This window comes from Nocardioides sp. CER19, assembly GCF_029846275.1.
In the GTDB taxonomy this organism is placed as follows: Bacteria; Actinomycetota; Actinomycetes; order Propionibacteriales; family Nocardioidaceae; genus Nocardioides.
On record NZ_JARVWS010000003.1, the window covers coordinates 651,762 to 663,801 of the forward strand.

Sequence of the window (12,040 nt, forward strand, 5' to 3'; positions counted from 1 at the left end):
CCGCGCCGCGTGACCGATCCGAGGCGATGAGCTTCAGATAGGGAACGGAAGTGCTGATCTCAGGAGTCGAAGCCCAAGCCGAGCCGATCAAGCGTGCGGAGCCAGATTCCGCGCTTGCCGGTGCGGTCCTCGCGCGCAAGGTAGTGCCGGGTGGCTTGGATGCCGACCCACGCGAACGGCTCCGGCGGGAACGGGACGGCCCGTTGGTGGACCATGGCCAGTTGGGTGCGCTTCGTGGGTCGACGCTCGAGGAGGTCGAGCATCACGTCGGCAGCGAACCGTGAAGCTCCCACCCCTAGACCGGTGAAGCCGAGCGCATATGCCGTCTGGCCGCGGTGAGCCGTGCCGAAGAACGCACAGAAACGTGTCGAAGTGTCGATCACTCCTGCCCAGCGATGCGTAAAACGCACGTCTCGCAGTTGCGGAAAGGTCCGGGCGAAGTTCTTGGCAAGCGTTTCGAACGTCTCGGTCCGATCCTCGTAGTCGGCGTCGATGCCCCGGCCGTAGTGGTAGATCGCGTCGTAACCACCCCACAGGATGCGTCGATCGGGGGTGATCCGGTAGTAGTGAAATTGGTTGCCGGCGTCCGAGACGCCGAGGCGCGGGTCCCACCGCAGTTCGGCGAGTTGTCGATCAGACAATGGTTCGGTGGCAAGCACATAGTCGTAGACCGGAACAATGCTGTGCTTAAGCCGTCGCAAGGCAGGGGTGGCGTTAGTGGCGAGAACGACGTGACGCGCGTTGACGGTGGCCTGCTGGGTTCGGGCATCGACTCCTGTTCCACGCCGTGATGTGCGCACGTTGACCAGGCGGGTGTGCTCAGCGATTTCGACTCCGAGCGACTCCGCCGCTCCGGCGAGGCCCCACGCGAGTCGGGCCGGGTCAACGAGCGCGCAGTCCCCGTCGGAGAAGTGGCCTGCGAGATATGTCGGCGAGTTGACCTTGGCCCGGGCCTGCTCGGCGTCGAGGAATCCGGCCGTTCCTGGGCCGAGCGCCTCCACCTGGTGCGGGTGCGTTGCAACGGCCATCGTCGCCCCACGGAGGAAGCCGCAGTCGATACCGTAGCGAGCGATCGTTTCCTCGATCTGGTAAAGGTTCTCGAGCCCAAGCCGGTGCAGGGTCTCGTACTCGTCGGGCCAGCGAGCCCGACCGTTGGACTCGCCGTGAGTCAGGCTTGCTTCGCAGAATCCGCCGTTGCGGCCCGTGGCATGCTCGGCGATGCGATCGCCTTCGATCAGGAGGATCTTGCGATTAGGAAATCGCTCGGCGGCGCGAACGGCGGCCCACAAGCCCGTGAACCCTCCACCGACGATCAGCAGGTCCGTCTTATGGCGCCCACTCAATGCCGGTCGAGCTTCGGGTCGATCTGGGTTCGAGAGCCACAACGGGGCCAGCATGGTGTGCGAGAGTGCGGCTCGCGCCCAGGTTTCGACGCTGTGTTTGGAGTCGGTTCCCATCGACCCGCTCATGCCCCGTTCGTGTGCTGGCTGTGGGCGTCTCGGAGAGACTCGGCCAGGATGCTGATGGCCTGGGTGACCTCGTCACGACTGGCGGTGAGCGGCGGTACCAAATGGAGGCGATTGAAGTTGGCGAACGGCAGCAGCCCTCGTGATCGGCATCCGGCTAGCACCGTCGTCATCTCGGGGCTGGTGGCTCCGTAAGGCGCGAGTGGTTCGCGCGTCTGCTTGTCTCGGACTAGCTCGACCGCCCAGAAGGCGCCGGTGCCGCGGACGTCGCCGACCCATGGGTGCTCGTCGGCCAGTGCTTGTAGTGCTGGCGCGAACACGTCCGCACCGAGGGCCGCCGCGTGGTCGACGAGCTGGTCGTCCTCCATTGTGTTGATCGTGGCGATCGCGGCCGCGCACGCCAGGGGGTGGCCCGAGTACGTGAGGCCACCCGGGTAGACTCGGTCGTCGAAGGTGGAGGCGATCGCGTTGCTGATCGCCACTCCTCCCAGCGGCACGTAGCCGGAGTTGACGCCCTTCGCGAAGGTGAGCAGATCCGGGACCACCTGATCGATCTCGATGGCGAACCAGCGTCCGGCACGACCGAAGCCGGCCATGACCTCATCGGCGATGAACACGATCCCGTACTCGTCGCACAGGGCTCTGACTCCGCGCATGTAGCCGGGCGGCGGGATCATGATGCCTGCGGTGCCTGGGATGGATTCCAGGACGATGGCTGCGATTGTCTGCGGGCCTTCGAACTCGATCACGTCTCGCAGGTGCGCGAGGGCGCGCTCGGCTTCTTCGGCTTCATTGGTCGCATGGAAAGCGCTGCGGTAAAGGAACGGTCCGAAGAAGTGGACGGTGCCGGCGGTCCCGGTATCGCTCGGCCAGCGGCGCGGGTCGCCGGTGAGGTTGATGGCGAGGTCGGTTCCGCCGTGGTACGACCGATAGGAAGAGAGGACCTTGTGGCGTCCTGTGTGGAGCCGCGCCATCCGGATTGCGTGCTCGTTCGCGTCAGCGCCGCCGTTGGTGAAGAAGATCTTGTCGAGGCCTTCTGGGGTGTGGCACGCGATCAGGCGCGCTGCCTCTGATCGCGCCGCGTTCGCGTGCTGCGGCGCCACAGTGCACAGAGTCGCCGCTTGCTCTTGGATGGCACGGACGATCCGGGGGTGTTGGTGTCCCAGATTGGTGAAGACGAGCTGGCTGGTGAAGTCGAGGAGCCGGTTGTCATCAGCGTCCCAGATGTAGGACCCCTCGCTTTTGGTCACCACCATGGGCCTGAGAGCGCCCTGCGCGGACCAAGAGTGAAAGACGTGTGCGCGGTCGAGTTCATAGGTGCGGGCTGGGTCGAAGGTCGGCAGCTCGCTTCGGCTGTCAGCCGACACGGTGCGCGGCGTCTCAGACATTGCGCGGGAACCCGAGCTCGAGGCCACCGGCCGGCCGGTTGGCTGGGTCGATCCAACGGCTAGTGACTACCTTGCCGCGGGTGAAGAAGTGGACGCCCTCGACACCGTGGGCGTGGGTATCGCCGAACAGGGACCGCTTCCAGCCACCGAAGGAGTAGTAGGCGACCGGGACTGGGACCGGGACGTTGACGCCGATCATGCCCACTTGAACGTCGGCCTCGAACCGGCGGGCTGCTCCCCCGTCATTGGTGAAGATGGCAGTGCCATTGCCGTAAGGGTTGGCGTTGATCAGTTCGACCGCGTCGGCGTAGGTCTCCACTCGCACGACCGAGAGGACCGGGCCGAAGATCTCCTCGGTGTAGATGTCCATTTCGACCCCGACGTTGTCGAAGAGTGTCGGGCCGATCCAGAAGCCGTCGGTGGCACCCCGGGGCTTCACGTTCCGACCGTCGACGACGAGCTTCGCGCCTTGCTCTTCACCGGAGGCGATGAACGATGCCACGCGATCACGGTGTTCGCGGGTGACGAGCGGACCCATGTCCGCCTCGACGCCGTCAGCGGGCGCACCGTCGCCAGTGACGAGGGTCAGGGTTCGATCGGCGATGCGAGCGACGAGGTCGTCGGCAACGGGACCGACCGCGACGAGGGCGCTGATTGCCATGCACCGCTCCCCCGCGCTGCCGTATCCAGCGCTGACCGCCGCATCGGCCGCGAGGTCGAGGTCGGCATCGGGGAGGACCACCATGTGGTTCTTCGCGCCACCAAGTGCCTGGACCCGCTTGCCAGTCTTCGAGGCCTGCTCGTAGACGTACTCCGCGATCGGCGTGGACCCGACGAAGCTGACAGCCTGGATCTTGTCGCTGTGGAGCAGAGCGTCGACGGCGACCTTGTCGCCGTGCAGCACGTTGAAGACACCGTCGGGCAGACCGGCCTCCGTCCACAGAGCCGCGATCCAGTTCGCGGCACTCGGGTCCTTCTCGCTCGGCTTGAGCACGATGGTGTTACCAGCGGCGATGGCGATGGGGAAGAACCACATCGGCACCATGGCCGGGAAGTTGAACGGCGAGATGACGGCGACTGGGCCGAGCGGGTCCCGCTTGGAGTGAACGTCGACTCCGGTGGAGACACTTTCGGAATGGCCACCCTTAAGGAGGTGGGAGATGCCGCAGGCGAACTCAACGACCTCCTGGCCACGAGCGACCTCACCCAACGCATCGGAGAGCACCTTGCCGTGTTCGGCCGTGATGATCGCGGCGAGCTCTTCCTTGCGGGCGTTCAGCAACTCCCGGAAGGCGAACACGATCTGGGTTCGCCGTGCTAGCGACGTCGTACCCCAGCTCTTGGCGGCAGCGGCGGCAGCATTGATCACAACGTCCGCGTCTGCCTGGCTCGCCAGAGCGACGTGGCCAGTGACCTGACCTGTCGCCGGGTTGGTGACGTGTCCCCAGCGATCAGCCGCCCCGATGTAGTCAGCGCCGTTGGCCCAGTGGGTGATCCTAGTGTTCATGCGGCCATCTTCGACCGTAGCCGTCCCCGCTGCGGGCGACAGATCGTAGTCTGTTTCGCCAGCGGGTCGACAAACTGTCACCCACCGTTCGAAGGGTCTTGGTGATGAGGCACCTGACGTTGGCCGAGGCGCTTCGGCTCCCCGCTTTCAGGCGCGCCGTCCCCGTCGTCGTTGCTGGCGAGGATGCCATCGAGAGGCCGATCCGGTGGGTGCATGCCACCGAGTTAGCAGACGTCGCCGGTATCTTGCGGCCTGGCGACCTCGTGCTGACCATGGGGACCGGCCTGCCCGCCGACGGGGACCACATGGCACTCGCAGACTTCGTCCAAACGCTCGCCGATGTGGAGAGCGCCGGGTTGGTCATCGAGCTCGGGCGCCGCTGGCAGACAGCCCTGCCGCAGGCGCTCATTGACGCGTGTAGGGAGCGGGCCATTCCGCTGGTGGCCCTCACACACGAGGTGAAGTTCGCATCGCTGACACAGACGATCGGCGAGCGGATCATCGACGCGCAGCTCGCAGATCTACGCGACGCGCAACGGGTACACGACACCTTCACCGAGCTCAGCTTCACGCAGGCCGGTCCCGCCGAGATCCTCGATGCCGTGCAGCGACTTACGGGCGGACCTGTCGTCCTCGAGAATGCTCAGCATCGGCCGCTCGATTTCCTGGCTGGCAGCGCTGACGGCGACGGTTTCCTCGACGGATGGCAGACCAGATCAGCAAGGGTCACCATCGCCGGTCGCACTGGGTGGGACGCCGGCAACGGCTGGCTTGTGACCCGCCTGGGCACGACGGAGCAAGACTGGGGGCGGTTGGTCATCGCCTCCCCCGAACCGCCAGCCGAGCGGGACATGGCCGTGGCGGAGCGCGCAGCAGCAGCCCTTGCGTTGCACCGGCTCCACGATCGCGACCGAGAGAACTCAGTGCGACGAACACATCGAGAGCTGATGTCGGCGCTTCAGGCCGGCGCCACGTCGGACGAGGTGCTGCGCAGGTGCGAGCTGGCACGATTCCCCGTGCGACGGCGCAACTTCCTCGCGCTGGTCCTCCGGCCACGGACTGTGACGCGCGCGCCGACCGACCTGAATGACGTGGCAGCCACGGCAGTGCGTGCGGCCCACGCGGCACGCGTCCCCGTCCTGGTGTGTGAGGTCGAACGCGACATCCGGGTCTTGTTGTCGACGACGCCGTCGACGAGCGCAGACGCCGTCGCCGACCGGGTCGCCAGGCGGATCGTGGAGCAACATGACGTGGCGGTCGCTGCCGGTCGGGTGGCAGGCGACCTCGCCGAGATCGGCCGAAGCCTGCGGGAAGCCGGTCACGTCGCGGACGCGATCCCGCTTTCTGCGGACCCGACCTCACCCGCGGTGCACCGACTAGAAGATCTTCATCTGCGGGGCCTGCTCGCCCTCCTTGGTCAAGATGACCGGCTCCGACTCTTCACCGATCGTGAGCTCCAGCGCCTGCGAGAGCACGACCGGTCGGTAGCAGGCCGGCCGAGTCTGATTGCTGCTCTACGCGCGCTGCTCACTCATCCGGAGAGCAAGACGCATGCGGCCGCGAGCCTCCACCTTTCTCGAGCCGCCTTCTATGACCGCCTCGCCAAGATCGCGCAGGTGCTCGGCCGCGATCTAGACGACCCAGAGGTGCGGATCTCCCTCCATGTCGCCCTGATCGCAGACGAAATGTCGGCCGAGCGCACATGATTGCGACAATCTGTCGGCGGGCTTTCGCCGTGTGATCGACGACGATGCAGGAATGAGTCGCGTTCTTGACCTCACCAGCGCCGTCGTCACCGCACCGATCGACGAGACGAGCATCGTCGACGGCACGCCGGCGGCCGGTTCCAGGGCGCTAACCGCATTGGCCGGGACAGAGGTCGGGGTGTGGGAGATGACGCCCGGCACATCGGTCGACGTCGAGGACGACGAGGTGTTCGTCGTCCTGTCGGGATCCGCGACCATCACTTTTACGGACGGCTCGAAGGTCGACCTCACCCCGGGGTGCGCCGTCCGTCTGCATGCGGGTGAGCGGACCACCTGGACCGTCCACGAGACGATCCGCAAGATCTACGTGTCCTGAGAGGGCCCATCTGATGACCGAGATGATCCAGAACTACATCGATGGACGGCTCGTCGACTCTCCGACCGGATCATTCATCGACCTGGTCGATCCCACCACCGGTGAGGTGAACGGCAGGTCGCCCGTGTCTTTGCCGGCCGAGGTCGACGCGGCATATGCGGCGGCGGAGCGATCGTTGGAGCCGTGGAAGCGGCTACCGCCGAGCCGTCGACAGAAGTACCTCCTTGACCTCGCCGACGTCATTGCCGAGCACCGCGACGAGCTCGCGCGCCTTCAGTCTCGCGACACAGGCCAGCTCGTCCGATTCATCGCAAGCGAGGAGATCGACCAGGGCGTGGACCAGCTCCGCTTCTTCGCCGGGGCCGCCAGACTGCTCGAGGGTAAGAGTGCCGGCGAGTACCTGGAAGAGCACACGTCTTCCATCCGGCGTGAGCCGATCGGTGTCGTGGGCCAGGTGACGCCGTGGAACTACCCCTTCGCCATGGCGGTCTGGAAGATCGCCCCGGCTCTCGCAGCGGGGAACACGGTCGTGCTCAAGCCGAGCGACACGACCCCACGCTCAACCGTCAGACTCGCGCAGCTTGCCGGCGAGGTGCTCCCCAAGGGCGTCTTCAACGTCGTCAATGGCGACGCAACGACTGGCCGGTACCTGGTAGAGCACCCCACACCTGGGCTTGTTGCGATCACAGGCTCGGTTCGCGCCGGAATCGAGGTCGCCACGTCCGCCGCCCGCTCGCTCAAGCGCGCTCATCTCGAATTGGGCGGGAAGGCCCCGGCCGTTGTCTGCGCGGATGCAGACCTCGCTAAGGCGGCAGCAGCCATCGCCGGAGCTGCGTACTTCAACGCTGGTCAGGACTGCACCGCCGCCACGCGCGTCATCGTCCATCGCAGCGTGTACGACGACTTCGTCGCCCGCCTCGTCAGGGAGGCCGAGTCCACCAAGCCCGGCGACCCTGATGACCAGGATGCTGCATACGGGCCGCTGAACAACGCTTCACACTTCGAGAAGGTGATGACCTTCATCGACGAGTTGCCCGCTCATGCTTGCGTCGCGACGGGCGGCACTCGACATGGTGAGCGGGGCTTCTACTTCGCCCCCACCGTCGTGACGGGGGTGTGCCAAGACGACCGGATCGTGCAAGACGAAGTCTTCGGTCCCGTCCTCACCGTCCAGACCTTCGATGACGAGCCCGCGGCGATCGCAATGGCGAACGGCGTGCCCTATGGCTTGGCCGCCAGCGTGTGGACCAGGGACCATGGGACCGCCGATCGGCTGAGTCGTGAACTGGACTTCGGTTGCGTGTGGATCAACACTCACATCCCGTTCGTCTCGGAGATGCCACACGGCGGATTCGGTGCGTCGGGGTACGGCAAGGACCTGTCCGGCTACGGATTCGACGACTACACGCGTATCAAGCACGTCATGAGCGCTCACTACTGACCTGCCGATCGCGGCGCCGCGCCGCGGGTACCACCGGGTCAGCGGCATTCCCGGTGGTATTTGATCCGGCCATCGATCCATGTCTGACACACGCACGCCTGCTGCGGCACTTCGGTACTTTCGAACGGGTCGCGGTCGAGCAGCGCCAGATCAGCCTTGAAGCCAAGACCCTGCGGAACGGCTCGGTCCCGTACCTCGGACCCTGTGCTGGTCGACGTAGGCGACCAGCAGCGCGGCATTCACCTCACCGTGCGAGTTGCCGTGCGGCGAAACGCGCCGACGCCAACCGCAAGCCCTCGTCAGCTCGCCTCAGCGCACGGTTGGCCTGCTGGAGTTCGATGATCCGCTGCGCCTCCGCCCTGGTTCCGCCGCCGCCGAGTGCTTCCTCGATCTCGACTTGCCGAACCCATTTCCAAGCGTCTCGGGATTAGTGCCCACTGCTCGCCCCACGGCGTAGTGCGCCGATCCTGGTGGCCGGGTCATGCCGCAGCTCGACCGCCATCTGAGTCGCCGCTCGCGAAGCTTCCGGAATACGCGACACCTTTCCGCAAGCAGTCGTCGTGTCACCGCACACACGCGATCCCGCCCGTGGCGGGAGTAGCCGAGATCGCGCGCTGTCGAGTCGGACGGCGTGCGGACGCGTTTATCGTCGGCCGACTCCGACAGTCACTTGAAGAGAGGCCGTTGAGGCGGTTGCGGAGAACGCCGAGCAAGCACCATGCGTCCGATGGCAACACACATCGGCATGTGTGTGCTGCCGGTTGGACGCCGCGCCGTCGGTGGATCGCTGACCGCCCGTCCTCGGATCGCACGATATCGCCTGACGCGCGACGTAGTGACGGCGCTTGACGATCAATCCTTCGATACGAGCGGCATCAATACGTACGGGTACAAGTCAGCTCTCAATGTCTGGGACATCGATGCCGAGATCGACCGCCTTCGGGCGCACATCGAGGAGTCCGTAGTCAGCTGCGAAGGGCGGAATCCGCTTTGGCGCAGGTTCGGCCTCACGCTGCGCGCCCAGGAGCCGCAGACGAATGAGACACCCCTCGAAGCGAAGGTCGATCTGCTCGCTTCGCAGCTGCCCTTATTGCAGAAGCATCTCGACAATGAGGTCAGACTGCGCCATCACGTCGAAGCCGAGGCGAATGCACTAAGAGCGGACAACGGCGCATTGAGGCATCGAGTCCTACCACCAGCGAGCCGCACATACTCGGTCCTGCCTGACGACGACGGCGATCCGATCGTTGTCGACGAGGCGGAGATTCGACGTCTCAACCTCGAAGCTTTCCAGGCTGAGGTTGAGAACTACGGATCGTCTGTCGACCTTGATCTGTCGGTGTCCCTCAGTTCTAGCGGAGCCGTGGTTGTCCACAGCAGCGGTCGGCATCGGCTTTCTGATGCCGACCATGACGCGCTGCGAAAGCTGGCCCGCGCACGCGGCATGGTTATCCAGATCGCCGACGAAGCGGCGCGCTAGCCAGCCCAGCCGTGTCGCTCTATTCCGCCCCTTGTGCCCTTGAGCCGCTCGTTGCGGCAGCGCCGTGCGGCGGGTGATAGACGACAGTAAAAGTCGAGCGTGGTCGATCCGCCGCGGTCGCCACGGAAACCAGCAACCGCGCCCGAGCTGCACGCAACCCTGGTTCACGAGCCCCACCGTCGCTCAGCTGGGCCCGCGGTGCGGATGTGACGAGCGAACTTGTCCCCGAGTGTCTGCGCCGGCCAGTTCCTGCCGGCTCGGCCTCGCCGCAAACCGGCTCACAGGGCGCGGGTGCCAAGGTTTGCACCATCATCCGACCCCTTCGTCCTCGCGATGCTCCCGTTCTCCCTTGCCAAGGACGTCGTCAATCGCGTCCCTAGTGCGATCCTCGGCGTCGGGCCACATGTGGGAGTACGTATCGAGCGTCTCGGCAGCACTGGCGTGCCCAAGCCGCGCCTGGACTGTCTTGACGGATTCGCCGTAGCGGATGAGAAGCGACGCGTAGTAGTGGCGCAGTGCATGCATCCCCGTACCGGTGTGCGCATTGAGGCCAGCAGTCAACGCAACCGGTCGGAAGAGGTGACCGAAGGCGGAGCGTCCGATCGGATGGCCTGACATCGTGAAGAGGAGCCCGTCCTCCGCGATGTCGTAGGCATCGATGTGGTTGTTCAGCGCCTCGACCACGATCTTCGGGAGTGGCACGGTGCGGTAGCTCGCCTTGGTCTTGAGCGGACCGAACTGCGGGCCGATGATCCGTCGTTGCACGAGCTGGCGGTCGACGATCACGACCGGGTTCCGACCGAGCAGCCGGAGCCGGTCGCGGGTCATCCCGAAGACCTCCCCCTGTCGCAGTCCGGTTCCCGCAGCAAAGACGACCAGCGCCTTCAACTCGTCCGGCATCCCCTCGCGGAGCTTCTCGACCTGCGTCGTGGTGACAGGGATGACACGGCGCTTCTCCGCCCGTGGCAGCCGGGTTCCCTCGCACGGGTTGGCCAGGAGCTTCCGGTCCCGGACCGCCGCCCGGAAGATCTGCGAGACGATCCCGTGCACGACGCCGACCGTGGTCGGAGCGAGCGGGACCCGCTTCGTCGTACGGTCGCCGCTGGCCAGCCGTTTCACCCATGCCTGGATCTCCGAGGGCAGGATGCTGGAGATGTGCCGGTCGCCGAAGAACGGGTAGGCGTGCCGGCGCAGCATTCCCTCGACGTGGTCGTGGCTCGAGGGCCGGTGCACCTGGGCCTCGCGCCAAAGCTCGGCGTAGTCGCGGAAGAGGACTCGGCCGGCGTTCGGGTCGACGTACTGGCCTGTGACGATTGAAGCGGTCACTTCGTCGACCCATCGCTGGGCGTCGACCTTCCGCTTGAAGTGGCGCGAGTGCTCCTTGCCAGCCCCGTCGCGATAGCGGGCCCGCCAGCGGCCGTCGGGGCGCTTCTGGATGCTTGCCATGGCCGGCTCGATCAGGCCAGTGGACGCAGGTCGCCCTGGGCGGCGTCGAGGTAGGTGCGGACCTCCGCGACCGTGGTTCGCAGCTGGCGACCGATCTTGAAGAAGCGCGGCCCCTGGTCGAGCTGGCGCCACCAACGCAGTGTGTTGATCGGGACGCGCAGGATCTCGGCCACCTCGTTGAAGGTGAGCAGCTCGTCGTCGTCGCGCTCGTGGAAGGGCGGGGTGTGCAGGGTGGACATGGCGCCTCCGTGACTCGTCGGTGTGTCGCACCCACCCGTTGCGACGGCTGGCCGGTGCCGACCGTTGCTGGGGTGTGGTGCTCACCTGGTAGGTGTGGAGGTAAACCCGAGGTCTTTGGCCCGAATGAACGGCTGGCACGGGTCTGGCGCCGACCGCGATTCAGTCCGCAGGGAGTCCGCACGAGATCCGCGGCAGCCCACTAACGACCGCTACCCAGATCCAGTGTTTCCCCAGGTCAGACCGCAATTGGCACTGATGTCCACCAGCGGCCGTTCTCGCGGGGTCTGGCCCCGGCTTACAGGCCAGCCCGTCCGCATCCCTCCTGGTCAAGTGGCCGGGGCGACCGAGGAACACCGGTCAGCGGCGTCCGCCGAACTCCCAGTCGTGCACCTCGACGTCCCGGTAAGCCGACAGCGCCATGCTCGGCTCGGTGAGGAGCTCGTCGAGGAATCCTCGCGACGGGACGTGCACGCCCACCGCGACTCCGGCGGGTTCGCCGTGCAAGGTGTGCAGCGCTCCGTACACGACGAGGACGTCACGCCACGGCGCCGCCAGGTCGTCGACCGCCACAGGCTCGCGGCCACGTGCCGGAGCATGCGCGAGGACCAGGAACTTCGGCTCGTCCCGCGACCCGGCACACTCCCACATCGTGCGCCCCAGCAGGTTGGTGAACCGGGATACCGAGTGGTGCGCGAACAGCCCCGCCCGCTGGTAGGGCTCGTCCTGGACGAACGCCCGAGCAGCCTCGCTGGTGGGCAGGTCCACGATGTGCAGGCTGCCCGTCCAGCTGTCCCGGTCCGGGCCCAGCGTCGGACCCCGAGCCGTCATCAGGTCCGCGAAGGCGTCCATGTAGGACCAGTGCCGCTCGTTGAGCCGCTCGTCCTCCTCGGCCGTGCGGTCGGGGAGCTCGCTCGGTGGAACCGACCGGCTGTAGACGAGGAAATCCATGGCCGCGGACGCTAACCGGTCCTGGACGCCCGCCGACAGTCG

The 12,040-nt window shown here is 66.2% G+C and carries 10 protein-coding genes; 4 read left to right on the top strand and 6 right to left on the bottom strand.

What is annotated here, in order from left to right; all coding sequences use genetic code 11:
• Window positions 1–59 precede the first annotated feature (59 nt).
• Genes QDS12_RS18580 through QDS12_RS18590 form a run of 3 tightly spaced genes read right to left on the bottom strand, consistent with a single transcriptional unit; the run spans window position 60 to window position 4,361 of the window.
• Entirely contained in the window at window positions 60–1,457 is a 1,398-nt protein-coding gene (locus tag QDS12_RS18580; protein WP_279881780.1) for an FAD-dependent oxidoreductase, read from the bottom strand.
• Window positions 1,458–1,465: 8 nt separating this feature from the next.
• Window positions 1,466–2,854: an aspartate aminotransferase family protein gene (locus QDS12_RS18585; protein WP_279881782.1), complete on the bottom strand. Its 1,389-nt coding sequence runs from the start codon at window positions 2,852–2,854 to the stop codon at window positions 1,466–1,468.
• Entirely contained in the window at window positions 2,847–4,361 is a 1,515-nt protein-coding gene (locus QDS12_RS18590) for a CoA-acylating methylmalonate-semialdehyde dehydrogenase (protein ID WP_279881784.1), read from the bottom strand. Before QDS12_RS18590 ends, QDS12_RS18585 begins: the two co-directional genes overlap by 8 nt.
• A 104-nt stretch (window positions 4,362–4,465) precedes the next feature.
• On the opposite strand from QDS12_RS18590, the gene QDS12_RS18595 reads away from it, so the two are divergent.
• The 4 genes from QDS12_RS18595 to QDS12_RS18610 all read left to right on the top strand — a co-directional run bounded on the left by QDS12_RS18595 (window position 4,466) and on the right by QDS12_RS18610 (window position 9,364).
• Window positions 4,466–6,067, top strand: coding sequence for a PucR family transcriptional regulator ligand-binding domain-containing protein (locus QDS12_RS18595; RefSeq protein ID WP_279881787.1), 1,602 nt, complete (start codon window positions 4,466–4,468; stop codon window positions 6,065–6,067).
• 52 nt (window positions 6,068–6,119) lie between these two features.
• On the top strand, window positions 6,120–6,443 hold the full coding sequence (locus tag QDS12_RS18600) for a cupin domain-containing protein (RefSeq protein WP_279881790.1): 324 nt from the start codon (window positions 6,120–6,122) through the stop codon (window positions 6,441–6,443).
• Window positions 6,444–6,456: 13 nt separating this feature from the next.
• Window positions 6,457–7,884 carry a gamma-aminobutyraldehyde dehydrogenase gene (locus QDS12_RS18605; RefSeq protein ID WP_347882190.1) on the top strand — a complete coding sequence of 476 codons (1,428 nt, stop codon included), beginning with the start codon at window positions 6,457–6,459 and terminating at the stop codon, window positions 7,882–7,884.
• Between the two features lie 727 nt (window positions 7,885–8,611).
• Window positions 8,612–9,364: a hypothetical protein gene (locus tag QDS12_RS18610; protein WP_279881792.1), complete on the top strand. Its 753-nt coding sequence runs from the start codon at window positions 8,612–8,614 to the stop codon at window positions 9,362–9,364.
• A gap of 309 nt (window positions 9,365–9,673) precedes the next feature.
• Here QDS12_RS18610 and QDS12_RS18615 read toward each other — a convergent pair whose 3' ends face one another.
• From QDS12_RS18615 to QDS12_RS18625, 3 genes are all read right to left on the bottom strand, one after another.
• Window positions 9,674–10,810: a site-specific integrase gene (locus tag QDS12_RS18615; RefSeq protein WP_279881794.1), complete on the bottom strand. Its 1,137-nt coding sequence runs from the start codon at window positions 10,808–10,810 to the stop codon at window positions 9,674–9,676.
• 11 nt (window positions 10,811–10,821) lie between these two features.
• Window positions 10,822–11,049 (bottom strand): helix-turn-helix domain-containing protein, encoded by a 228-nt coding sequence (locus tag QDS12_RS18620; protein WP_279881796.1) that lies wholly within the window; start codon window positions 11,047–11,049, stop codon window positions 10,822–10,824.
• 358 nt (window positions 11,050–11,407) lie between these two features.
• On the bottom strand, window positions 11,408–11,998 hold the full coding sequence (locus QDS12_RS18625; RefSeq protein WP_279881798.1) for a YciI family protein: 591 nt from the start codon (window positions 11,996–11,998) through the stop codon (window positions 11,408–11,410).
• Window positions 11,999–12,040 lie beyond the last annotated feature (42 nt).